We start from the raw sequence: 23,825 nt of genomic DNA, 5'->3' as shown, positions 1-23,825 counted from the left end.
AATAAAGGAGCGATTTTGTTGACTGAACTCGAGAAAAAAGAACCTGTATCCATTGTGAAAGATAATAATGTAGAAGTAGTGGTTGATACAGTTATAAAAGATGAAGAATTAGAGGAACTAAATAAAGAAGCTGATCTTTATGTACAAAAGTTAAATAGCGAGCAAAATACAGATTTATCAAAAGTATTATCTCAGCTAGGAGATTTAGGGGATAAAGAGCAACAAGCAGCAGGACAAACGTTATCAGCTTTAAAACGCCCTGTAACAGCGATGATGAATGGGAAAAATGAAGAAATTCCAAATACATTGTTAGAATTACGAAAAGTGGTATCAGAGCTTGATCCCAATTCACTTAAAGCAAGTGGTATGAAGAAAATAATGTTTAAAGTATTCAAGAAAAATCCACTTGAAACATACGTGCATAAATATCAATCTATAGATAAACAAATCGAGGAAATTATTAGATCCCTTCTAATTGGCCGTGATAACTTACAAGAGGATACAGTTGGTCTTGAAATGTTAAAAGAACAATCGCACGATAAAATTCATGCGCTTGATAAACAAGTATACTTAGGGAAAAAGCTTGCTGGCATGCTTGAAGCTGAGAAACAAAATCCAGAGCGTCAAAGGGATATTCCGTTAATTAACGATGCATTAGAAAAGATACTTGTACGTACACGTAATATGCAGCAAGCGAAAAGTGTATTATTACAATCTATAGCTTCTGTAGACATCATTAAGAAAAATAATGAAAAATTAACAGAGGCAATACGTAATGCGATTACGATGACACAAAACGTTGTAACAGTTTCAGCTGCTATTCAGCTTGCATTAACGAATCAACGGAAAACAATTGATGCCGTAAATGCGACGAATGAAGCAATTGAATCGATGGTATTAAGTAATTCTCAAGCGTTAAAACAAAATACAGAAGAAACGACGAAATTGCTTGAAAACCCTGCTATTAGCATGGATAAATTACGTGAATCATTCCAAAATGTGTTCGCTGCAATTGAAGCATCTGAAAAATCGTCAGAACGTATTATTGAGTCAAGCAAGAAGTTCGTTATTGAACTAGACACATTTAATGATGAGATGAAGCAGAAACTCATTCAGCGTCCAAGGAAATAACGGATTATTAGAGGAGGTGAACAAATGAGTTTCATTCAAACAGTACTATTACTACTCGGTACATTGCTTTTAATAGCATTTACTGTCGTTGTTTTAGTCGTATACTTCGGGCGGAAACTGTATTTTTCATGGACGAAGCCATATAAAAGAGCGCAAGATTCTTTAGATAAGATATCAAACAAATCAATACCGTTTCTACAAGAATTTACACAACATCCACTGTTTTATCGCTGGATTCGCACCGAAGGAAAGAAAGAACAAAATACATTAAATACTCTATTTTGTGCATCAGGTCAACGTACGAGAGAGCAAGTCTTCTCGATGTTACCGAAAGAAAAGCAGAAAAAAGTGCATGTAATGGCAAAAACTACGAAAAAGCTTACGAATGAAGATATTGATGTGGCTGCGATGAAAGTGAAAGATTTCTTAAGACAAGAAGCGCAGCAAACTGTAAAACCGACAGACTTATCATTTTACAAATTGTATTTTTATGACCGTTATCCAGACGCATTAAATACAATTCAAGCGTATAAACGCTCAATAAATCCTTCATTACAAAGAACGGTTGATGATATTACAATTTCAGTATTAAATGCACTTCCGTACTATCAAGAGCAACGCATGTTTGAACAACAACATAAACTTGAAACGTTCTTAATGAAAGATTTAACGGCCATGTTATCGTTGGTAGTACAATTACCACCTTCACAAAGACCAGAGAAGGAAGAAGAATTGAAAATCTACTTGGAAAATTTCCAAAAAGAAATGGAAGTAGTAGAGCGAGATATTCGCGACTCAATTGATCACGATTTAAATGTGAAGATGAGAGCAGCGACTGAGAAATTTAAGAATAAATAGAAGAGATCGCCTAAAAGTTGAATGTTTCAGCTTTTAGGCGTTTTTTTTGTAAATTGAGAGTGTTTAATCTTTTGTAAAATTGTATATGCAAACGTAAATAAATGGTAAAATATAGAGTGGTTTTTTGTACTTTGTGTAAATAATTATTATAAAAGGGGTATGGTATTGTGTTATTTGAGTTAGTCATCCTATTTGTAATTTTATTTTTATTTCTGGGCTATCCCATTAGTAAAGCTTGGGATAGTTTCCAATCGAAGAAGGAAAATTCCTCAAGTATACTAAAGTTCGAGCCACAGGAAATATTATCAATATGTTTGAGTTATTTTATATTTGGTTTAGGCATTATGTGGAATGCAAATGATGTAAGAGGAGGAATACCATTACATAAATTTGAAAAGAACGGAATGATGTCTGATCAATATGCTTCTTTAGCACATGACCACATTGCTATAGTAGTTCTCTTAGTTATTTTAGGTGCGGTTTCGTATTGGAGATTAACGAAAGGCCTAACAAAACTTTCACCAATATTTTATATTTTTTATAGTACTTTAATGATAGTAAACATTGTATATACATTCATCTATATTACCCATACAGGCTTTGCCTTTTATACGGAACTCGGAGGATTGAGATACATTCCAGTCTTTTGTATTCAAGTTGGGATGCTTGCATTTAGTCTATTATTCATAGCTAAATTAAGAAATACATTAGATTATTTCATACAATCTCAGAATGAGAAAGATTATACGCAGAGCAACAGAATTATATTATTGCTGTATCGTATTTCTTTTGGATATCAAAAAATGGCTACAGTCTGGATGATAAGTTTATTTCCTGTCTTGTTAATTATTCAATTCATTTTAATACTGTTTGGCCAAAAACCAGATAGTTTTATAAGAGTGTTTATGGAAACAAGTAGTTTTAATTATTCTAAGATTCCTGCCCCAAGTCCTCAAATTGTCTCCGGGGATGGGCATTATTTATGTACAGTTTCTGTGAAAGGCCATAAAAACATCGTTAAGCCATTACGAGCAGGAATTAGGCATGGGGAAAGAATTACAGTTAATCGACAGTTATTAATTGCGAACGCTTTTGAAAATGTAATTGAGGAGCGGGTACCAAAATGTCATAAAGTTATTCGTAATTTTTATGATAAATACGGTTATCCGATTAGTAAACATATTAATACGAAATGGTCGGCTGATTTTGTTTATATTTTAATGAAGCCACTAGAATGGTTCTTCTTATTTGTACTTTACACAGTAGATAAAAACCCTGAGAATAGAATTCATATTCAATATAGTGAACTACGAAAATAAAAGTAAGAGCCCGCATTCAAAAAAATGGGGGCTCTTACTTTTATTTTGCTTGAATAGTAGATTTACTAGAAGCCACACTTTCATTATGCAATCGATCAACTGCAGTTACGACATAGGTATACGTTTCTCCGGAAATAGCGGTTTTATCTACATAAATTTCTCCAAGCTTTGTTTTTCTTACAGTAGTAAGTAAATTTTTGGGATTTTGTATATCCACTTCATTTTTCCCATTCACGCGGTAAATAGCGTAATAAGCAGAATCATTATCTCTATTGTCAATGATACCAATTGCAATACCTTCATCTCTTGGAATGGCGCCTTTTAAAGTCGGTTGTTTTGGTGGATCATGATCAAGCCAAGGCATAGGCGGGATTAATGCAGGATGTTTATATATGTTTTTTGAAAGGCTATCTTTAACTCCGAGTGGATTGTTATTAATATCTTTTAAGCTAAAATGCATACTACCTTTTATATCAGGATATAGCCGGTTTAATGCAATTTGTTTTGGATATTCTTCTGGATCAGACCAAGCAGGGACGGAGTTATTATTAATTTTATAGGCCGCTTGACCGATGTATAGGTGAAGCGGTTTGTTATTTGTTTCTTTAACCCACCAATCTACTAATATGTCATATGCAGCTGGGGTGAAACCTATATTCCAATATATTTGCGGTGTAATGTAGTCAATATATCCTTTTTGTATCCACTCACGTGTGTCAGCATAAAGGTCATCATAGTTTCTTTGGCCTGCGGTTGTGTTAGAGCCAGTGGGATCGTCAGCTATATTTCGCCATACGCCGAACGGACTAATGCCAAACTTTACATATGATTTTTCTTGTTTTATAGCAGTATTTAAATCTTTTACAAGTTCATTTACATTGTTACGTCGCCAATCTTCTATATTTGTAAATCTACCATTATTATATGTTTCGTACGTTTTCTGATCTGGAAATTCTTCACCGGCTACTTTATATGGGTAAAAATAATCATCCATATGCAGCGCATCAATATCGTAATTTTGTACGATTTCTAAAGCGCCTTCTGTTATAAATTTTTTCACTTCCGGAATACCGGGATTGTAATATAACTTTCCGCCATAAGTGACAACCCAATCGGGATGTTGCCTTGCAGGGTGATTATTTGATAATCGATTTATATCGGTGTGATTCATCGTTATTCGGTATGGGTTAATCCAAGCGTGGAATTCTATATTTCTTTTATGAGTTTCTTCAATCATAAATGCGAGCGGGTCATAACCAGGATCTTTTCCTTGTGTTCCTGTAATGTATTCAGACCAAGGACCGTAATTTGAAGGATAGAAAGCATCAGCGGTTGGTTTAATTTGTACAACAACTGCATTCATACCAGTGCTTTTTACATCGTCTAATAATCTTATAAATTCTTGCTTCTGTTTTTCAATAGGTAAGCCAGTTTTTGAGGGCCAATCAATATTCAGAACTGATGCGATCCATACAGCACGTAATTCATGTTTTTTGTACGTAGTATTTACTTCAGCATAAGTAAAGTGAGGGGGAATGAAAGAGAAAGGGATGAACAAGATAACGATACAACATATCATTAATAAACGTTTAACGATCATTTATACGCCTCCCTATCATATGATTATTTAAAATAATATATGAGGCGAGGTTGACTTTGCAATAGAGAAAATTGCATATTGAAACATTAATTTAATAGGAAAAATATTTTTAATGAAATTTACTTTCATTATAACTAAATTCATTTACTACTTCATATGCTTGTTAGTAAAGTGAAACTTCCTTTCATTTGAAGAGTAATAAATTATAAGTATAGGAGGATTAATAAATGAAAGTTTTGTTCGTCTGTTCTGGAGGAATGTCCAGCGCAATTGTTGTAAACGCTTTAAAAAAAGAAGCGGAGAAAAATGGTGTGAACATGGAAGTGCATGCAATTGGAACGAATGAGGTAGAGGAAGAAGTAAAGAATGGCTGGGATGTCGTAATGGTAGCACCTCAAATAAGACACCGATTTGACTCTGTAAAAAAATTTGCAGAGGAGGAATCTATTCCGTGTGGCATCATACCGCCGCAAGCATACACACCGCTTGGTGGCCCGACTTTATTAAAAACTGTAAATGAATTAATCAGTTAGGGGGAAACGTTATGAATAAGTTTGTCACGTTTCTTGATAAAAACTTATCTGGACCGATGGCAAGGCTTTCTGAGCAGAGACATTTACAAGCAATCCGTGATGGAGTTATTTCGGCGTTACCATTTATTATAGTAGGAAGCTTCTTTTTAATAGTAGCATTTCCACCACTGCCGAAAGATAGTTTCATATCAGTTTGGGCATTAAAGAATCAAACAAGTATATTGATACCATATCGTTTAACCATGTTTATTATGTCTTTATATATCGCATTTGGAATAGGATATAATTTAGCGAAAAGTTATAAATTAGATGCTTTATCAGGAGCACAGCTCGCGGTATGTTCACTACTTTTAACATTAACGCCTGAGTTAATTGATAAAAAAGGATTCATGCTTCCGATGACAAATCTCGGAGGTCATGGATTATTTGTGACGATGATTGTTTCTATTTTATCCGTAGAGATTTTAAGATTTTGTAAGAAGAAAAATGTAATGATTAAAATGCCAGAACAAGTACCGCCATCTGTATCGCGTTCATTTGAAGCACTTATACCTGCAGCATTCGTTATTATTATAATGAGTCTAGTAACTGTCGTTTTTAGCATTGATTTACACCATGTTGTTGATAAATTAGCAGCACCATTAGTAAAAGCTGGGGATAGTTACTTCGGTGTAATGATTCCAGTGTTTTTAATTACGTTTTTTTGGTCATTCGGAATCCATGGTGTGTCGGTTGTTGGAACTGTTGCTCGGCCATTATGGGAAGTATACCTAGGGAAAAATGGTGAAGCAGTTGCTAGTGGAGCAGATCAGTTGCCATTTATTTCACCAGAGCCGTTATATCAATGGTTTATATGGATTGGCGGTTCTGGTGCGACGTTAGGGCTTGTATTAGCTATGATTGTATTTGGTCGATCGAAATATTCGAAAGCATTGTCAAGAACTTGTATTGTTCCGGGTATTTTTAATATTAATGAACCAGTCATATTCGGATTACCGATTGTACTAAATCCAATTTTAATTATCCCCTTTATCATTACACCACTTGTAACAGCAACTGTTGCATATTCAGCAACTGCGATGGGATTTGTAACACCAACGCATATTATGCCGCCATGGACATTACCTGCTCCAATTGGTGCATATTTAGCAACAGGAGGAGATTGGCGTGCGGTTGTATTAGTTTTTATAAATATAGCAATATCGTTCCTTATTTATTTACCATTCTTTAAAATGTACGACAAAAATATGCTTGAAATTGAAAAAAATGGTGACGGGGAATCTGTTAATCCTTAATCTGCACGCTGTTATTTTGAGTGATAGACTTTTTGTCTATCACTTCTTTCACATTAAAACTAGAAAGGGGGAAATAGAATGAATATAAAATTTAGTTATAAAGGCGTATTTTTATTATTATTTGGAGTGATTTGTGCAAATTTACTTTTTGTCCCTTTATTAGGCATGCTAAATCTATCACAAATGCATAGTATCTGGCTTGTTACAAGTATTGCGGCAAGCGTTTTGCTTACGGTAGTTGTTTCTTTCATTGATGGATCGTTTGCATCGAAAGCTCAGTTGTTTTTTAGATTTATATTGTTTTCGATTGGTTGTACGTTCGTTACTTACATGATTGTTTTTTAGTAAATAGGAGGTCATGCACGTTATGTATATTGCAGGGGTAATGTCTGGTACTTCATTAGATGGAATAGATGTAGCGCTCGTTCATATAGAAGGAAGTGGTGTAGATTCTAAAATCGAACTCATCCATTTTACTACTGTTCCATTTTGTAATGATATGAAAAATGAGATCCAACAAGCGTTATCAATTGAAACTTCGAATGTCCAACTTATATGTAGTTTAAATTTTAAACTTGGTTTATGCTTCGCCAATGCTGTAAAGGAAGTTTGTAAAGAGGCCAATTTTCCTTTGAGACAATTAGATTTAATAGGCTCTCACGGACAAACGATTTATCATCAGCCAAAGCAAGAAGGGAATATTATTTCTTCAACATTGCAAATTGGGGAACCAGCAGTAATAGCATATGAAACGAACACGACGGTTATCTCGAATTTCCGAACGATGGACATGGCGGCAGGGGGACAAGGTGCACCACTTGTACCATATTCAGAGATTATTTTATATCGGCATCAAACTAAAAATAGACTACTACAAAATATTGGTGGGATTAGTAATGTTACAGTGGTTCCAAGTAAACGAAGTAAAGAGAGTGTTATTGCTTTCGATACTGGACCAGGCAACATGGTAATCGATGAAGTATGTCAAAGATTATTTCATGTACCATATGATCAAAATGGTTGGATTGCAAAGCAGGGGGTAGTTGTAGATGAAATTTTAACATACTGTATGAACCATCCATTTTTGAACATGAAACCACCAAAATCAACAGGTAGAGAACAGTTTGGAGAAGCGTTTGTGACTGAATTATTGAATCGATTTAAAAAGCATAGTAAAGAAAATATATTGGCAACTGTCACGATGTTTACAGCATGTTCAATTGTTCATCATTATAAGGCGTTTATTTTGCCGTATTATGAAATTGATGAGGTGATTTTAGGTGGTGGTGGAAGTTATAATAACACACTTGTTGAAATGTTACGGAATGGATTAAGAGAAGAGAAATGTAGCATATGTATACAAGAAGATATTGGTCATTCTTCAGCAGCGAAAGAAGCAATTGCATTTGCTATTTTAGCAAACGAAACGTATCATCGTAATCCGAGTAATGTGCCGAGCGCAACAGGTGCTAAGAATTCCGTAATTTTAGGGAATATAACATTCCCTCCATACGCAGATGAAAATGAGGCGAACATATATGAAGTATATGATTGGAGTAGATGGCGGGGGAACGAAGACCGAGGCAATTGCATTTGATAAAGACGGAAATGAACTTGTAAGAGCTACCAGTGGTTTTGGAAACATATTAATAGATTTTGAAGAAGCTCTTGTGCATATTATGGAAGCAATTAATCAATGCCAGAAGAGTTTAATAAATGGGCATTGTGTTTGTGTTTGTTTAGGATTAGCTGGTATAAGCGGAGCGAATACAAATGAATTAACATTACGTTTAAAAAAGAAATACGGAACAAAAATTGAAATTTTTAATGATGCAATGATCGCACATGCAGCTGCTTTAAAAGGTAAGGATGGAATATTAACTATAGGTGGTACAGGTGCAATTTGTATAGGAAAAAAAGGAGAAGTATATCAGTATAGCGGTGGATGGGGACATATTTTAGGAGATGAGGGGAGCGGATATTGGATTGCATTACAAGCTTTAAAGAAAATGGCAATTCAGTTCGATCAAGGAATCAGTCTTTGTCCATTGAGTTTGAATATTCAAAGGCAGTTTCAACTTTTGACACCGTCTCATATAAAAAGCTTAGTATATACTTCTTCTAAAGATAAAATTGCAGCAATCGCCCCATTAGTTATTCAGGAAGCGAGAGATGGCAATGATGATGCGCATGAAATTATGATGCAAGCTGGAAAGGAATTAGCAAGGATTACAGTAAATGTTTATAACAAGTTGAACTTTAAGCACTCAACGCCAATTGCAGTAAGTGGCAGTATATTGCGTTTAGTTCCTGAAATATTTGCTGTATTTAAGAAATGGTGTGAAGAAAGTATGAAAGAAATTACATTCGTATCACAAGCAGAAATGGCAGTGAAAGGAACATATTATTTAATGAGGGATATATATTTTTAAAAATAGGTATGAGAATTTTTGTATGATTTGTAAAAATATGATGTTAAAATGTATAAAGGGATGTATGTTAAAAACGTACAATATACGTAGTAATTGAATATTGTATATGTATTCCCATGTAGAAAGTGAATGATTACATGATTAATAGTATGCAGTTTTTATATTTGGTGGCTTCTTATTTAATTGGAAACATATTGACCGCTTATATAGTAACAAAATTGAGACATAACGTTGATATTAGGGATGAAGGAAGCGGAAATCCTGGCGCAAGAAATATGGGGCGCGTATATGGAAAAGGGTATTTCATCGCTACATTTTTAGGGGATGCAATTAAAGGGGCAATCGTTGTTGCTGTAGCAAAATACCTTTTTGAAGATCCTACATTCGTAATGTTAACATTATTGGCCGTTATTATTGGACATATTTATCCAGTTTTATTTAAAGGCAAGGGCGGTAAAGGTATTTCAACATTTATAGGAGGACTAATCGCATTTGATTATTTGATAGCGCTTACCCTCTTAGGCATTTTTATTGTATTTTATTTAATATTTAAAGGGTTTACGAAGCCAGGACTAATTACGATTGCTTGTTTACCAATTTGTATGATTCTTTATTCTTATTCTATTGTTACCACTATATTAAGTGGAATAATTATTGTACTCATTCTATATGTAAATCGAGAATAAAATGAATGTTTAATAAGTGGGGATAATCTCCACTTATCATTTTTATTAAATAGATAAAGGAGATAAGGCATGGGGTTAATTTATAAAGTTGCTGATCAAGATTGGGAATTTGAAAGTATACATAAATTGAATTATAAAACTTTTGTAGAAGAGATACCACAACATGAAGAAACGAAAGAACGGTTTCGTATAGATCGGTTTCATAAAGAAAATACATATTTAATTTGTTTAGATGAGGATAGATTAGTAGGTATGGTCGCAGTGCGGGGAAAACGACCATTCTCGTTAGATTATAAAATTTCAAATTTAGATATTTATTTGCAAGAGCATGGAGAAAAAGTGTATGAAATTCGTTTACTTTCAGTAGAACGTGAATATAGAAATGGAAGAGCGTTGTTAGGATTAATTCGTTTTCTACATCGTTATTTGCTTCTAAATGGATATGAATTAGCACTCATTTCTGCAACAACACGTGAACTAGCTTTATATGAGCAAATGGGATTCAAATCTTTCCATACGTTAGTTGGTACAGAAGAAGCGGCCTTCCAGCCAATGTATGTTACCCCTGCTATGTTTGAAGAGTCGAGTGTTGGGGGGATTATGACGAAAGAATATACGTTTTTACCTGGTCCAGTAGATATTGAAGAGAACGTTCGAAAGGCATTTTCTACGCGACCTATTTCCCATCGCTCTAAGTCATTTCAAGTGATGATGGACAATGTGAAAAAACGGTTACTTCACATGACAAAAGCAAAACATGTACAGCTTATGTTAGGAACAGGGACGTTAGCAAATGATGCGATTGCTTTACAGTTACGTTCTTTAAAAGGGAAAGGACTAGTATTAACAAATGGGGAATTTGGTAATAGATTAGTTGGACATGCAAAACGAGCACGGTTACATTTTGATACGTATAAAAAGGAAATGGGAGATCCATTTATTTATACCGAATTAGAAGAAATTATGACAACTGGAAATTATGAATGGATTTGGTTTGTTCATCATGAAACATCTACTGGAATGTTAAACGATTTAAACGAGCTAAATACTCTTTGTAACGAGAATCAAATGAAACTGTGTGTAGATTGCATAAGCTCAATTGGAGCGATACCATTAGACTTGAAGGATGTGTATTTTGCAAGTGGTGTTAGCGGTAAAGCGATTAAATCATATACAGGAATTTCTTTCGTTTTTCATAACCACATTGTAAAAATAAACGAGGCTGTGCCGGCCTATATGGACATTGGCATGTATGAAGAAAATGAAAGTATTCCATACTCACAATCATGGAATTTAATTTATGCATTGCAAGAAGCGTTGAAGAGATTTGAAGATGAAAAGACATTTGTAAAAATTAAAGAGACATATGATTATGTTGAAGAAGTTATTACTGATATGGGTTTAAAGCTTGTTTCACCTAAAGAACATGCCGCGCCAATTATACTTACTATTGTATTGAGCGAAGATTATTCTTCTAAAGTAGTAGGCGATACATTAGCATTACAAGGATACATCGTTCATTATGAGTCATCTTATTTACAAAAGAATAATTGGATCCAAATTGCATGTTTAAATCATTATAAAGAACGCGATATGAAGAGGATGTTAAATTGTTTGCAAATGTGTTTATTTCAGAGTGGGGTACATATATAAAGACTTTTTCTTTTCGTATAAAGGAGCTACGACTTACGAAAACTTAGGAATAGAACATTGGAAGAGGTGTCAGTATGATAACTAGAAAACTACCATTACATATAGACGATATTAAAAAAGCTCACAAAATTCTAGATAGAAATGCTCGTAAAACGCCATTAGTAAAATCTTTTTACTTAACTAGTAAAACGGGTGGAGAAATTCATTTGAAGTTAGAAAATATGCAATTAACGGGTTCTTTTAAATTTCGTGGCGCATTTAATAAAATGTCGCGGCTCACGGATCAAGAAAAAGAAAGAGGTGTAATTGCATGTTCAGCAGGTAATCATGCACAAGGAGTTGCATTATCTGCTCATTTACTCGGTATTAAGAGTAAAATTGTTATGCCAATTTCTGCACCTCAGGCAAAAGTTGAAGCAACAAAAGGATATGGATCTGAAGTGATTTTACATGGTGAAACCTTTGATGATGCAAAGGTAAAATGTGAAGAAATTATAAGGGAAACAGGTGAAACATACTTACATCCATATGATGATGTAGAGGTAATGGCTGGTCAAGGTACAATTGGATTAGACATTCTTGATGATATGTGGGATGTAGATACTGTCATTGTACCAATAGGTGGAGGCGGAATTATTTCTGGTATTTCTGTAGCATTGAAATCTTTTAATCCATCCATTAATATAATTGGTGTCCAAGCAGATAATGTTCATGGAATGAAGGCATCTTACGATAAAGGAGCAATCGTAGAACACTATGAGGCGCCTACTATTGCAGATGGTTGCGCAGTTAAAATACCAGGTGAATTAACATTTGAAATTGTAAAAGAATTAGTAGATGATATTGTAACTGTATCAGAAAAAGAGCTGGAAGTAGCGATGAAAGATTTATTACAACGTGGGAAAGCTGTTGTAGAAGGTGCAGGTGCATTAGCAACTGCTGCACTTCTTGCAGGAAAAGTTGATAGTTATATAAAAGGGAAAAAAGTAGTGGCTGTTATATCTGGTGGGAACGTGGACTTACAGCGCATATCAAGTGTATGTGAGCACTTTTTTGTCGCTAATGAAGTGAAATAGTTTTATGAAAGAAGAGCTAAGAGAAATGATTTTAGCTCTTACTTTTTGTCTACCGTTTACTGTAAGTAGAAATAAACTTGCAAAATTTGCTGTTTAAAAATTATTTTATTTAAGCGCCTATTTTTACACATATCTTTAATGTTATAATAATTATTTCAATATTGTCGAAACGTAAGCAGAAATTTAATATAATAGTTTTAATGTGCTAATGAGCGGTGAGGAGGGCAGGGCATGAATAAAGAAGAACAGGTCATGAACGGTTTCAGGGAATTATATAATAAGCTGGTTTGGCTTAATAAAGATAAGATGGAAGAGGGTCTTAAAGGTTTTAAGTCTTCTGAAGTCCACTGCATTGAATATATTGAAAACAATGCAGATTCTAACGTGACACAACTCGCAGAGGCTTTTTATGTGACTCGCGGTGCTATAAGTAGAATGACTAAGAAGCTCATACAAAAAGGCCTTGTTGAAAGCTACCAAAAGTCAGAAAATAAGAAAGAAATTTATTTTAGGCTTACCGAACAAGGGAAAGAAATTTATAAAATCCATGAAAATTTGCATAAAGAGTTTCAAGAGCGAGATAAAGCTGTATTTGAACAAGTGACTGAAGAAGAATTCAACAGTATAATTAGCTTTGTGGAAAAGTATAGTAGACATTTGGATGCAGAAATAAAGAAACAAGGTATACATATTAAATCGTAATATATTTTAATAATAAAGTGAAACTTTAATCAGTGGGGGCTTCATCTCCACTGATTATCAGCCCTCACCAATCGGGCTTTTACGGGCAGCCTTACTCTAATGAGAATAGGCTGCTTTTTTATTATTTTATTTTTGTTGACTAATCAACAAAATAGAGTTATCATTTTGTTGACAAAGCAACAAAATTTTTAGGAGAGAAGTTAAATGTCTATATTTAGATCGAAAAATGAAAGGGGAACTGAAAAAAGCATAGATAAACATGCTTTACTATTCGGACTTATTTCTGTATTTCTTTGTGGTATAGGTTTCAGTATCATCATGCCTGTAGTCCCATTCTTAGTACAGCCATATACAAGTAATCCGGAAGAACAAGCATTGGTTGTTACACTACTAACTTCCGTATATGCGGCCTGCGTGTTTTTAGCTGCACCAGTACTCGGAGCTTTAAGCGATAAGTATGGCCGTCGTCCATTACTTTTAATATGCTTATTTGGTTCTGCAATTGGGTACTTAGTTTTTGGAATAGGAGGAGCTTTATGGGTACTATTTGCTGGACGCATAATAGAAGGAATAACAGGCGGGAGCATAAGTACTATCTTCGCATATTTTGCAGACATCATTCCAAAAGAACAGAGAACGAAATATTTTGGATGGGTGAGTGCAGTTGTAGGTGCGGGAACTATCATTGGCCCAACCATTGGGGGGATACTTGCCAAGTTTGGTGATACTGTACCTATATATTTTGGTGCAATCATAACGTTAATAAATGTTGTATATGGGATCAAATATATGCCTGAGAGCCTTGAAAAAAATAATAGGTTGAAAGAGATTACGTTTGTAAGGTTAAATCCTTTTGTACAGCTAGCAAACATACTTTCCATGAAAAATTTAAAGTGGTTACTTGTCTCAGCGTTTTTACTTTGGATACCTAACGGATCTTTACAAGCAATTTTCACGCAATTTACAATGGATACTTTCAGTTGGAAACCTGTATTAATCGGACTTATGTTTTCAATTTTGGGCTTTCAAGACATTGTTTCACAAAGTTTTATCATGCCAAAGCTTTTGATCAAGCTTAGTGATAAACAAATAGCAATTCTTGGGATGGTTTCGGAGATTATAGGATACAGTTTTATTGCGGCATCAGCTTTGTTTTCACTCTATCCACTACTTATCGCTGGGATGCTGATGTATGGTTTTGGGGATTCAATTTTCGGACCTTCATTCAACGGGATGCTTTCAAAGTCTGTCAGTTCTAGTGAACAAGGAAGGATTCAAGGTGGAAGCCAATCTATTCAAGCTTTAGCAAGAATGATTGGTCCTATTCTTGGAGGACAAATCTATGTATCACTTGGTCATGCCGCACCTGCTTTTATGGGTATGATTCTTATAGTAGCGGCAATAGCAGTTTTATATAAGGGAACGCATGAAACTGTATAACAGATAGATATAAGAATAAATAAAAGGGAGTCAGAACTTAGGAACAAGTGCTGATTCCCTATTTGTTTACGGTTTGAGAGCTAAGAGAAAAGTTTTTGTTTAGGAATTTATTCTGCTATGCTCTCATGGTGAAGGGTAATATTCAGTGAGGTGGAACTATCATTAATTACAGTTAGCTTTATTTGAAAGTAAAAAGGTAGGTAAATGACTAGATAGTTTCATTATGCTTGTGCTGAAGTAAATAATGACTCCATCTTTACTTTGCTCTTCTCTCGAATTTCAGCATCTACGTGTCTCATCACGTATTTATGCGCTACAGCGATTGCTAAAACATCATCTAATAAGCCGATCCCAATAATAGCAGCTATATCTGGAATGAAATCAATTGTTAATACGTAATAAGATAAAGCGGCTAATATTATGAATTTCGCTTTATTAGGTAATTCTTTCTTTTTCATTGTATAGAATAAAATAATACTTTCATATACGCTGGATTTACCGAGGTTTACAGAGCTTTTTTTGAACTTTTTCCAAAGTGTCTGTTTCTCCATATAAACACTCCTTTTACAAAAACATAGATTTTTAAAAGGATGGACAAAGAAGTGAGAGATTAATCAATTTTATTGTTTTTCTTAATTATATATTTCCATAAAAATAGGGAATACCTGTTCAAAATAATATAATGTGGATTATGCAACGATTCACAGTGTTCCGCTAAATAGTATATATATTGTAAGATGTATGTGGATCATTTAGTTATTATTATGCATTTTATAAGCGGTATGGGGAAGAAAAATGAAAATAATAGAACTACCAATTGAATTCGAATTTAACGGGCAAAAACAATGTGTTTATCCAAGTTTAATTATAGTACATAATGAATTAACGTTAGTTGATACAGGATATCCAAGTTTTTACCTTTAATTGAAAATGCAATATTAAAACATGGATATGAGATGAAAAACTTAAAGAATATAATTATTACCCATTATGATGACGATCATATAGGGGCTGTATATGATTTTAAAGTGAAATATCCAAATATTAATGTTATTGCTAGTGAAATTGAATCTAACTATATTAATGGTGATATAAAATCAGAGAGGTTAGTTCAAGCTGAAGAAATGTTAGAACGTATGCCCAATGAAGAAAAAGAATTTGGCAAATGGTTTATACAACAGTTAAAAAATATAAAACATATTTCCGTCGATGAAAAAGTACATGATGGTCAAATGATTTTGAATAATGAATGTCAAGTAGTGGCAACGCCAGGACATACTTCGGGGCATATTTCATTATATTTTCCGAATTTAGACTGTGTAATTACGGGAGATGCGGCTGTTCAAGAGAATCGTGAGTTAGTAATAGCTAATCCGAATTTTTGTTTGGATATAGAAAAAGCGAAACAGTCTTTAAATAGGATTAAAAGTTTTAAAGCAGCACAGTATTATTGCTATCATGGAGGAAAGCTTACTGTATAAATTAATGAAAACCGGTCTTTCCTAAATCGAAAAGATCGGTTTTTTAGTTCATATATTTTGCGATTTCAACCAAATCAGTAACATTATATTTCGGTAAAATTGAAATATATATGTAAAGAAGAATATATATAATTTGAGCAAGGGTATAGGGGGGAGAAAATGGGTTCGTTATTTGATGTAATAGCAGATATCATTTTATTTTATCCTCGAAATGACATGAAATTGAAACACCATATCGCAAAATTAAGTGAATTAGAGTGGTTTCGAAATCTACATGAAGATCCGAAGTATACAAGTTTAATTTGGAGTAATAGAAAAATTAAGAAGTTCATTTTGTCTTCTACTAACATGGAAACATTAATAAAATCTGAGAAAAAGCAAAAAGAATTTGTTCATCTAGTACAGGATGAATATAAAAAAAGAAGATAAGAATTTTTTTATTTTTCATATTTGGCGAAACAAATGGTACAATGAAAGCTAATGTGAAAAATAAGGAAAAGAAGTGGTCTATTTGAAAAACTTTTTAGAATTAGGAATTAGTGAAACTTTTAATCATACATTACGTGAAAATGGAATTACAGAAGCAACACCAATTCAAGAGAAGGCAATTCCAGTTATTCTGTCAGGTAAAGATATTATTGGGCAGGCGAAAACAGGAACGGGTAAAACGTTAGCATTCGTGTTACCGATTTTAGAAAAAATCGATCCAGAGTCTAGTGATGTTCAGGCTTTAATTGTTGCACCAACAAGGGAACTAGCTCTGCAAATTACAACTGAAATTAAAAAAATGCTTGTTCAAAGAGAAGATATTAATGTACTAGCGATTTATGGTGGGCAAGATGTAGCACAACAATTGAGAAAATTAAAAGGTAATACACATATTGTTGTTGCAACACCAGGACGATTATTAGATCATATACGACGTGAAACAATTGATTTAAGTAATCTTTCAACGATTGTACTAGATGAAGCGGATCAAATGCTTTATTTTGGTTTCTTATATGATATTGAAGACATTTTAGATGAGACACCAGGTAGTAAACAAACGATGTTATTCTCAGCAACGATGCCAAAAGATATTAAAAAATTGGCGAAGCGTTATATGGATGAACCGCAAATGATTCAAGTACAAAGTGAAGAAGTAACGGTTGATACAATTGAGCAGCGTGTCATTGAGACGACAGACCGTGCAAAGCCAGATGCACTTCGTTTTGTTATGGATCGTGATCAGCCATTTTTAGCTGTTATTTTCTGTCGTACAAAGGTTAGAGCAAGTAAGCTTTATGATAATTTAAAAGGACTAGGTTATAATTGTGCTGAACTTCATGGTGATATACCTCAAGCGAAACGTGAAAGAGTTATGAAGAGTTTCCGCGAAGCTAAAATTCAGTACTTAATCGCAACGGATGTAGCAGCTCGTGGACTTGATGTAGATGGTGTAACGCACGTATTTAACTATGATATCCCTGAAGATGTAGAAAGTTACATTCATCGCATTGGCCGAACAGGACGTGCAGGTGGATCAGGTCTTGCAATTACGTTCGTTGCAGCGAAAGATGAAAAACATTTAGAAGAAATTGAAAAAACGCTTGGTGCACCAATACAAAGAGAAATAATCGAACAACCGAAGATAAAACGTGTAGATGAAAATGGAAAACCGGTACCAAAGCCGGCTCCGAAGAAATCAGGTCAAAATCGTCAAAGAGATAGCCGCGAAGGTTCAAGAAGTGATTCAAGACGTGATTCGAGAAATAGCTCAAGAAGTGATTCAAGAAATAGTTCGAGAAATAGTTCTAGAAATGAAAATAACCGATCATTTAATAAGCCAAGTAATAAAAAAGGTAGTACAAAGCAAGGTCAGCAAAGACGTGGTCGTTAAATGGTTATAATTGTAAAAGAGTCGCAAAATATTGTGGCTCTTTTTTTTGTTTGAATACAACAAGGATGATGGCAAGGGAAAATTTCATTCACCGTATTTGAAATTTATAAAGGGAATTTTATAGTTCAAAACCAGTAGAGCAAGGGTATTACTGTCATTCAGCAGAACACTTTGGTTAAAAGAAAAGGTATTGAAGCGAGCGAGTATTTTCATTATACATTCCGCAATTATCGAAATAGAACAAGAGAAGTTTATGAAGGATTAAACTCGTATTGGTGTACGATCGTTGGAAACTGGAAAACTAATTTGTTAGTTTTTATCGATGAGGAACTCGAGAAGCACCACTGCCATCCTTATGGGGAAATTGCTTACGACGACGATGAAGGTAATGTAGTGATAATATGCGAAATAAGAAAAAAGGACTAGCAGTCGTACCTGCCGTCCTTTAATAGGAGAAAAAGTAATCTTGTTTAGAACTACGCATAAACAGAAAATCTGCTTGTAATTAGTTTTACCCTAAATATACGTGTCTATACAAAAAAGGGATAAGTAAAAAATACTTATCCCCGGAAGGGAAATCCCAAGTACCAAAATGGCTCGTATTGGTCTGCAGGTTCAAAAGTAGTATATGTAAAACGAAAAATCTCATACAAAAAGCAGACAACGATTTTGGTTGTCTGCCAGTGAGTTCAATGAGTTAGCTAATTGTGATAATTTGCATCCCCATTGCGAGAAGAGTGAAGCTGCTAGTTCAAACAGCTTGTTGGTATTATTTTCGATTTCTTAAAAAATATACATCAAAAGAAAGAGGTATTAGCCATGGACACGGCAGCTTGAAAGTAGTATGTATTTTTATTTGAAAAATATTCAAGGGGTGAAGAAACATGGAATGTTTAATAAAGGTGTTTGTTTTATTAATCAGTTAATTAATAAAACAAAATAGTTATTTGGGAGAAAGGGAAAATGAATATGAGATGAATTGAAGCTGTTGAAAAATTACTTGAAGTGATGAAAGAATGCTTTTGGAACGGAACATCTTTAAAGGGTGAAGCTAATGATTTTAATATTGTATCTTGGCTGATTGAAGAAGCGACGCGTAAAACAAAATAAAAATTTCATTTTGTAGCAAAGGGGAATAGATATGTGTACTTATTGGGGAAAAGTAGATAAAGAGTTCTTTAAGAGGCAAGAACCGGAACAAAATAAAAGAGCAGCTAGCAAAAGCTAACTGCTCAATACAAGGAGATACAGAGAAGACTACTTTAAATGAATGTTGGCATACAGCCTACATACAGTATTGACCGAATATTTATTTTAAATTCAATTTATTTAAAGTAAATATTCCAACAGATAAAATGGTTGCGCCTGCTACAGAACCTAGCCAGTCTCTCCAGCCTAATGTATTTAAAGATGCATCTGTTAAATCCGTAATTAAGAAGATAGCAAACATTAATACACCAAATGCTAAGCATCCCCAAAATGTTTGCAAATATTTAATCATTTTCTTTCGGAACTTGCTCATATAAATCACCCTTATTAATAATTATATTTTTATAAATAAATTATCGCATGTGCAAAAATTAAAAGTACAAAATATGCAATATTACATATTGGAACTCAACAAAATACTCCATTGATAAGTACATAGATCGAACGAAGGCATCGTTCTTTTCCTAAAATGAAAGGTGACAATAAGAAACATGAGATACGTTTTAAACAAATTGAGCGGACGTTAAAAAATAAAAATTTATAAAGGAAATAGAAAGTATGGTGTTGTATATGTACGATAATAGGAAACTTTTTGCAAACTAAACATATAATTTTAATAGACCGACAGTCGGTCTGGTGGGAAGGAGAACTTGAATGCGAATTGTAAAGGAGTATGAGGAGCGTAGAAAGGAAATTTTAGAAACAGCTGAGCGTTTGTTTCTTACGAAAGGTTATACGAAAACAACCGTGAATGATATTTTAAAAGAAATTGGTATAGCAAAGGGGACGTTTTATCATTATTTTAAGTCGAAGGAGGAAGTAATGGATGAAATCATTATGAGGATTATTAAAGAGGATGTCACTAAGGCGAAAAGGATTGTCTCCAATCCCGATATCCACGTTTTAGATAAGTTATTTAAAATTTTAATGGAACAATCACCAAAATCAGGAGATGTCAAAGAAAAAATGATTGAACAATTCCATCAACCAAATAATGCAGAAATGCATCAGAAAAGTTTAGTGCAATCCATTATACATTTATCTCCTGTATTAACGGAAGTTTTAGAGCAAGGAATAGAAGAAGGCATATTTTATACTCCATACCCACAAGAAACAATTGAATTATTACTCTCTTCAGCACAAGTCATATTTGATGATGGTTTATTTCAGTGGAAACCGGAAGAAATGATGAGAAGAGCTAAGGCTTATATTAAAATGATGGAAGTATCTGTTGGAGCGAAAGAAGGGTCCTTTGATTATATGATCGAGGTTTTAATGAAACAGAAATAGCTTTTTTCTGTTTGAGTATTATCGACCGGCAGTCGGTCTAACTAAATGAAGGATGTGATGAGGATGCCAGCAAGTATTCAATCTTCCTTGAAAGATTTTCACTTAATGGTAAGTGGTCAAATTATTACTATTTTAGGTTCAACACTATTACGTTTTGCACTGTCTTTATATGTGCTAGATATAACAGGACGTGCCGATATATTTGCAGGGTTATATGCCGTAACGAGTATCCCGTTTTTGTTAGCTCCTCTTGGCGGAGCGATAGCAGATCGTTTCAACCGCCGTAATGTAATGGTCATTTTGGATTTTATAAACGCTGCTATTGTATTAAGCTTTATAGTTTTGTTATTAACTGAATCGGTATCTATTTTATTGATTGGAACAATTATGTTTTTACTAGCAGTCGTTAGTGCAATGTACGCACCAGTTGTTATGGCAAGTATTCCGCAATTAGTTCCAGAGAAAAAGTTAGAACAAGCAAACGGTATCATAAATGGTGTGCAAGCATTATCTAATATAGTTGCACCTGTACTAGGAGGAATATTATATGGCATAATTGGTTTGAAAATGCTCGTCATAATAAGTTGTCTTGCTTTCTTTTTATCTGCAATTTTAGAAATGTTTATTACAATACCTTTTATAAAAAGAGCGCAAGAAAGCCATATCATACCGACAATTATAAAAGATATGAAAGAAGGTTTTCTTTATGTTTTAAAGCAACCTTTTATTTTGAAGGCTATGTTACTTGCAGCTTTACTAAACTTAATTTTGACACCGTTATTTGTTGTTGGAGGACCTATTATATTACGAGTAACTATGCAGAGTAGCGATACGATGTATGGAATTGGAATGGGATTAATTGATTTTGCAACCATATTAGGGGCATTGTCAATCGGTTTCTTTGCTAAAAAGTTACAGATGAAAACATTATATAATTGGATGCTTATCATAGCTTTATTAGTTATACCAGTGGCACTATCAGTTACACCGTTTACTCTTAATTTAGGATACTATCCACCATTTATCCTCTTTATACTTTCTTCTCTTCTAATCGCAATGATTATGACAATTGTATCCATCTATGTGATTACTGTAGTCCAAAAGAAAACACCAAATGAAAATCTAGGAAAAGTAATGGCAATTATAACAGCGGTATCTCAATGTATGGCACCAATTGGGCAAGTCGTATATGGTTTTATGTTTGAAGGATTCAGTACGAAAATTTATTTACCTATATTAGCTATAAGTTTCATAATGATAATAATAGCGGTGGTGACGAAGAAAATATTAAGAAATGAAGGGAACTAGCTTCATATGCTTAGAGTATTAGCGAAACCCAATCCTAATCAATTCTTTATCATTTATTTCAATTACGAATCTATATTCTTTGTCTAATATCCAGTAATAAAAACTGACTGCATCAACGTCAACTAATGATTGGAATACTTTATCAAGATTTGTACTTACTACAGGGATTTCATAGTTATCCCATATTATAAAAATCTGTTCGTCAAAATCTAGTTGGTTTGCTCTAATAAGGGAAATTAGTTGTTCTTTGTTCGAAGCTATGAATTGGTTATCTATCTGTTCCCAATCTATTCTTCCCGAGACAGTTATAGGAAATGAATTCATTAAAATAATAGCAATCTGCTGGCTTTTTTCTTGGGAGAAAATGAGAGTTTCGTTTCCTAGGGATTCAAGGCATTCACTAAACAAAGGGTTTGTGTCATTGTTGTTTTTGGTTTTCAGTGCTCTTAACTTTTGTCGCAATTTCCATTGTCTTGACGATCTATCATCCATTTTTAACATTCCTTATACAATTATTTAATAATGAGTATAGCATATAAGGGAAGTCTTTATGAAAAGGAACTTTTTAAATATAAATTAAATAAAAGCGTTATTTGAAAAAAAGCCTTTTAAGGAAAGATAAGAGGCCATCAAAAATATAACAACATGAAAATTTTATATTATGTATATACAATTTAAAGAGTTAGTGGAAATAATAAAATGTATAAAATTCTTATAAAAAAGCCCTAGGATTAGGGGATCTAGGGCTTCCTCTGTTGGTATATCTCACACGACATTATAAAAAGAAAAGAACTTAATGAAGGTAACACATGAATGTTTCGTAAATGTATCAAAAAAGTGAACAAAAGCGTTATTTTATTAGAAAAGTATGATTGTATGAAATAACATGTATGAAAGAAGAGGCGTTAGCAAAAATATCCCTTAACGAAATCGGCTTTATTTTTCAGCAAAGTAACCTTCTTAAGTGACTCATGTTGTATAGGTAGCAGAGAAAACAGAAAGAGTTCTTTTTATGGAGGACGGAGAAGTTGTTAGTGAAATACAACTAGGCAAGTTTAGGAATGATGATTTAAAAGCGCGAGAAGAGAAATTGTTAAAATGGTTAGCTGTACTCGGATTTTAAAGACAAAAACTCCTATTGAATATAGGAGTTTTTTCTTTGTTTGAAAGTTCGAAAAGATATATAATAATTTTCTGACTATTAATTTATGGAGGGGTATTAATGAAAACTGAAACGTTACACACACAAGAAGACATTTTAAAAATGCTTGATTCATTATTAAGACCTGCAGAATCATTTTGGAATGATTTTTATGAGAATAGAGAAAAGGATGTTCCGTTTTTTGAAAATGTTCCAGATGAGAATCTAGTTTCGTATATACAAAAAGAGAGAGTTTCAAAAGGGAAGGTATTAGAACTTGGATGTGGTCCAGGTAGAAATGCCATTTATTTAGCGACTCAAGGATTTGATGTAACAGCAGTGGATTTATCTGTAGAAGGCATTAATTGGGCTAAAGAAAGGGCATTGGCAAAAGGGGTAGCAATTCATTTTATTTGTGATTCAATTTTTAATTTAGAGGTTCAAAACGAATTTGATTTTGTATACGATTCGGGCTGTTTGCATCACATTCCACCGCATAGAAGAATAAATTATGTGGATTTAATTAAAAACTCATTAAAATCGGGTGGTTATTTCGGATTAACATGTTTTGCGGCAGGCGATTTAGATGAGCGAAATGGATCGGAAATAACAGATTGGGATGTATATAGAGGATGGAGTCTACAAGGTGGTCTTGCATACTCGGAAGAAAAGTTAAGAGAGATATTTAAAGAATTTGAGGTAATTGAGATTAGAAGGATGAAACAAATGAAACAACCGAAAGAAATGTTTGGAGAATCATTTCTTTGGACAGCATTATTTAAGAAGAAATAA

21 protein-coding genes and 3 pseudogenes are annotated in these 23,825 nt (G+C 33.7%); 20 read left to right on the top strand and 4 right to left on the bottom strand.

The annotated features are described in order from the left end of the window. Positions 1-18: 18 nt before the first annotated feature. The 3 genes from IQ781_RS03645 (at position 19) to IQ781_RS03635 (ending at position 3,308) form a co-directional block, all read left to right on the top strand. On the top strand, positions 19-1,131 hold the full coding sequence (locus IQ781_RS03645; RefSeq protein ID WP_000137407.1) for a toxic anion resistance protein: 1,113 nt from the start codon (positions 19-21) through the stop codon (positions 1,129-1,131). A 24-nt stretch (positions 1,132-1,155) separates the two neighbouring features. After that, entirely contained in the window at positions 1,156-1,989 is an 834-nt protein-coding gene (locus tag IQ781_RS03640; RefSeq protein WP_000008371.1) for a DUF3974 domain-containing protein, read from the top strand. Positions 1,990-2,156: 167 nt separating this feature from the next. Continuing rightward, entirely contained in the window at positions 2,157-3,308 is a 1,152-nt protein-coding gene (locus IQ781_RS03635) for a DUF6688 domain-containing protein (RefSeq protein ID WP_000895914.1), read from the top strand. Between the two features lie 40 nt (positions 3,309-3,348). Here the strand turns inward: IQ781_RS03635 and IQ781_RS03630 are convergent, their stop codons facing one another. Then, positions 3,349-4,908 (bottom strand): glycoside hydrolase family 10-like protein, encoded by a 1,560-nt coding sequence (locus IQ781_RS03630; protein WP_065212743.1) that lies wholly within the window; start codon positions 4,906-4,908, stop codon positions 3,349-3,351. A 227-nt stretch (positions 4,909-5,135) separates the two neighbouring features. Between IQ781_RS03630 and IQ781_RS03625 the strand changes: the two genes are divergently transcribed. From IQ781_RS03625 to IQ781_RS03580, 10 genes and pseudogenes are all read left to right on the top strand, one after another. Beyond that, positions 5,136-5,441 carry a PTS sugar transporter subunit IIB gene (locus tag IQ781_RS03625; RefSeq protein ID WP_000865907.1) on the top strand — a complete coding sequence of 102 codons (306 nt, stop codon included), beginning with the start codon at positions 5,136-5,138 and terminating at the stop codon, positions 5,439-5,441. A gap of 11 nt (positions 5,442-5,452) precedes the next feature. Then, a complete protein-coding gene (locus tag IQ781_RS03620; protein ID WP_139846817.1) occupies positions 5,453-6,736 on the top strand; it encodes a PTS sugar transporter subunit IIC in 1,284 nt (427 codons plus the stop codon). A gap of 78 nt (positions 6,737-6,814) precedes the next feature. Next, entirely contained in the window at positions 6,815-7,081 is a 267-nt protein-coding gene (locus IQ781_RS03615; RefSeq protein WP_001021963.1) for a hypothetical protein, read from the top strand. 22 nt (positions 7,082-7,103) lie between these two features. Further along, positions 7,104-8,273, top strand: a pseudogene (gene anmK, locus IQ781_RS03610) (anhydro-N-acetylmuramic acid kinase AnmK); the annotation flags it as partial. A 1-nt stretch (position 8,274) separates the two neighbouring features. After that, complete coding sequence (locus IQ781_RS03605) at positions 8,275-9,168, top strand: BadF/BadG/BcrA/BcrD ATPase family protein (protein ID WP_000876588.1); 894 nt, start codon at positions 8,275-8,277, stop codon at positions 9,166-9,168. Positions 9,169-9,305: 137 nt separating this feature from the next. Further along, a complete protein-coding gene (gene plsY / locus IQ781_RS03600) occupies positions 9,306-9,854 on the top strand; it encodes a glycerol-3-phosphate 1-O-acyltransferase PlsY (protein ID WP_000610870.1) in 549 nt (182 codons plus the stop codon). Positions 9,855-9,923: 69 nt separating this feature from the next. Continuing rightward, positions 9,924-11,507 carry an aminotransferase class V-fold PLP-dependent enzyme gene (locus tag IQ781_RS03595; RefSeq protein ID WP_063219927.1) on the top strand — a complete coding sequence of 528 codons (1,584 nt, stop codon included), beginning with the start codon at positions 9,924-9,926 and terminating at the stop codon, positions 11,505-11,507. A 74-nt stretch (positions 11,508-11,581) separates the two neighbouring features. Beyond that, positions 11,582-12,583 carry a bifunctional threonine ammonia-lyase/L-serine ammonia-lyase TdcB gene (gene tdcB / locus IQ781_RS03590; protein ID WP_000632959.1) on the top strand — a complete coding sequence of 334 codons (1,002 nt, stop codon included), beginning with the start codon at positions 11,582-11,584 and terminating at the stop codon, positions 12,581-12,583. A gap of 231 nt (positions 12,584-12,814) precedes the next feature. Next, positions 12,815-13,285 (top strand): MarR family transcriptional regulator, encoded by a 471-nt coding sequence (locus IQ781_RS03585; RefSeq protein WP_001030904.1) that lies wholly within the window; start codon positions 12,815-12,817, stop codon positions 13,283-13,285. A 204-nt stretch (positions 13,286-13,489) separates the two neighbouring features. Continuing rightward, positions 13,490-14,725: an MFS transporter gene (locus tag IQ781_RS03580; RefSeq protein WP_063219928.1), complete on the top strand. Its 1,236-nt coding sequence runs from the start codon at positions 13,490-13,492 to the stop codon at positions 14,723-14,725. A 221-nt stretch (positions 14,726-14,946) separates the two neighbouring features. Here IQ781_RS03580 and IQ781_RS03575 read toward each other — a convergent pair whose 3' ends face one another. Next, complete coding sequence (locus tag IQ781_RS03575) at positions 14,947-15,276, bottom strand: YkvA family protein (RefSeq protein WP_025688168.1); 330 nt, start codon at positions 15,274-15,276, stop codon at positions 14,947-14,949. 244 nt (positions 15,277-15,520) lie between these two features. Between IQ781_RS03575 and IQ781_RS03570 the strand changes: the two are divergent. From IQ781_RS03570 to IQ781_RS03560, 3 genes and pseudogenes are all read left to right on the top strand, one after another. Continuing rightward, positions 15,521-16,206 (top strand): annotated as a pseudogene (locus IQ781_RS03570) (MBL fold metallo-hydrolase). Between the two features lie 159 nt (positions 16,207-16,365). Then, on the top strand, positions 16,366-16,635 hold the full coding sequence (locus IQ781_RS03565) for a hypothetical protein (protein ID WP_000535037.1): 270 nt from the start codon (positions 16,366-16,368) through the stop codon (positions 16,633-16,635). Between the two features lie 73 nt (positions 16,636-16,708). After that, complete coding sequence (locus tag IQ781_RS03560; protein ID WP_065212736.1) at positions 16,709-18,085, top strand: DEAD/DEAH box helicase; 1,377 nt, start codon at positions 16,709-16,711, stop codon at positions 18,083-18,085. Between the two features lie 1,309 nt (positions 18,086-19,394). On the opposite strand, the gene IQ781_RS03555 is transcribed toward IQ781_RS03560, so the two are convergent. After that, positions 19,395-19,607 carry a hypothetical protein gene (locus IQ781_RS03555; protein WP_000033157.1) on the bottom strand — a complete coding sequence of 71 codons (213 nt, stop codon included), beginning with the start codon at positions 19,605-19,607 and terminating at the stop codon, positions 19,395-19,397. A 341-nt stretch (positions 19,608-19,948) separates the two neighbouring features. Between IQ781_RS03555 and IQ781_RS03550 the strand changes: the two genes are divergently transcribed. Both IQ781_RS03550 and IQ781_RS03545 read left to right on the top strand, forming a co-directional pair. Beyond that, positions 19,949-20,584: a TetR/AcrR family transcriptional regulator gene (locus tag IQ781_RS03550; RefSeq protein WP_001223578.1), complete on the top strand. Its 636-nt coding sequence runs from the start codon at positions 19,949-19,951 to the stop codon at positions 20,582-20,584. Positions 20,585-20,647: 63 nt separating this feature from the next. Further along, the gene (locus tag IQ781_RS03545) at positions 20,648-21,892 is read left to right on the top strand and encodes an MFS transporter (RefSeq protein WP_139245369.1); all 1,245 of its coding nucleotides are present in this window, start codon (positions 20,648-20,650) and stop codon (positions 21,890-21,892) included. A gap of 18 nt (positions 21,893-21,910) precedes the next feature. Here IQ781_RS03545 and IQ781_RS03540 read toward each other — a convergent pair whose 3' ends face one another. Continuing rightward, on the bottom strand, positions 21,911-22,384 hold the full coding sequence (locus IQ781_RS03540) for a CDI toxin immunity protein (RefSeq protein WP_000342724.1): 474 nt from the start codon (positions 22,382-22,384) through the stop codon (positions 21,911-21,913). Between the two features lie 490 nt (positions 22,385-22,874). On the opposite strand from IQ781_RS03540, the pseudogene IQ781_RS28385 reads away from it, so the two are divergent. Both IQ781_RS28385 and IQ781_RS03530 read left to right on the top strand, forming a co-directional pair. Then, positions 22,875-23,015: pseudogene (locus IQ781_RS28385) on the top strand (ABC transporter ATP-binding protein); the annotation flags it as partial. A 99-nt stretch (positions 23,016-23,114) separates the two neighbouring features. Continuing rightward, complete coding sequence (locus tag IQ781_RS03530; protein WP_065212734.1) at positions 23,115-23,825, top strand: class I SAM-dependent methyltransferase; 711 nt, start codon at positions 23,115-23,117, stop codon at positions 23,823-23,825.

Source organism: Bacillus sp. N447-1 (assembly GCF_022701035.1).
Taxonomy (GTDB): domain Bacteria; phylum Bacillota; class Bacilli; order Bacillales; family Bacillaceae_G; genus Bacillus_A; species Bacillus_A cereus.
This window is presented reverse-complemented; position numbering and strand designations above follow the sequence as displayed.

Excerpts from the sequence above, each read along its gene's own strand:
- IQ781_RS03530 (WP_065212734.1), top strand. The coding sequence starts at position 23,115 with ATGAAAACTGAAACGTTACACACACAAGAAGACATTTTAAAAATGCTT.
- IQ781_RS03605 (WP_000876588.1), top strand. The coding sequence starts at position 8,275 with ATGAAGTATATGATTGGAGTAGATGGCGGGGGAACGAAGACCGAGGCA.
- IQ781_RS03585 (WP_001030904.1), top strand. The coding sequence starts at position 12,815 with ATGAATAAAGAAGAACAGGTCATGAACGGTTTCAGGGAATTATATAAT.
- IQ781_RS03565 (WP_000535037.1), top strand. The coding sequence starts at position 16,366 with ATGGGTTCGTTATTTGATGTAATAGCAGATATCATTTTATTTTATCCT.
- IQ781_RS03620 (WP_139846817.1), top strand. The coding sequence starts at position 5,453 with ATGAATAAGTTTGTCACGTTTCTTGATAAAAACTTATCTGGACCGATG.
- IQ781_RS03595 (WP_063219927.1), top strand. The coding sequence starts at position 9,924 with ATGGGGTTAATTTATAAAGTTGCTGATCAAGATTGGGAATTTGAAAGT.
- IQ781_RS03630 (WP_065212743.1), bottom strand. The coding sequence starts at position 4,908 with ATGATCGTTAAACGTTTATTAATGATATGTTGTATCGTTATCTTGTTC.
- IQ781_RS03640 (WP_000008371.1), top strand. The coding sequence starts at position 1,156 with ATGAGTTTCATTCAAACAGTACTATTACTACTCGGTACATTGCTTTTA.
- IQ781_RS03580 (WP_063219928.1), top strand. The coding sequence starts at position 13,490 with ATGTCTATATTTAGATCGAAAAATGAAAGGGGAACTGAAAAAAGCATA.
- IQ781_RS03540 (WP_000342724.1), bottom strand. The coding sequence starts at position 22,384 with ATGGATGATAGATCGTCAAGACAATGGAAATTGCGACAAAAGTTAAGA.
- IQ781_RS03550 (WP_001223578.1), top strand. The coding sequence starts at position 19,949 with ATGCGAATTGTAAAGGAGTATGAGGAGCGTAGAAAGGAAATTTTAGAA.
- IQ781_RS03545 (WP_139245369.1), top strand. The coding sequence starts at position 20,648 with ATGCCAGCAAGTATTCAATCTTCCTTGAAAGATTTTCACTTAATGGTA.
- IQ781_RS03625 (WP_000865907.1), top strand. The coding sequence starts at position 5,136 with ATGAAAGTTTTGTTCGTCTGTTCTGGAGGAATGTCCAGCGCAATTGTT.
- IQ781_RS03615 (WP_001021963.1), top strand. The coding sequence starts at position 6,815 with ATGAATATAAAATTTAGTTATAAAGGCGTATTTTTATTATTATTTGGA.
- IQ781_RS03575 (WP_025688168.1), bottom strand. The coding sequence starts at position 15,276 with ATGGAGAAACAGACACTTTGGAAAAAGTTCAAAAAAAGCTCTGTAAAC.
- tdcB (WP_000632959.1), top strand. The coding sequence starts at position 11,582 with ATGATAACTAGAAAACTACCATTACATATAGACGATATTAAAAAAGCT.
- IQ781_RS03555 (WP_000033157.1), bottom strand. The coding sequence starts at position 19,607 with ATGAGCAAGTTCCGAAAGAAAATGATTAAATATTTGCAAACATTTTGG.
- plsY (WP_000610870.1), top strand. The coding sequence starts at position 9,306 with ATGATTAATAGTATGCAGTTTTTATATTTGGTGGCTTCTTATTTAATT.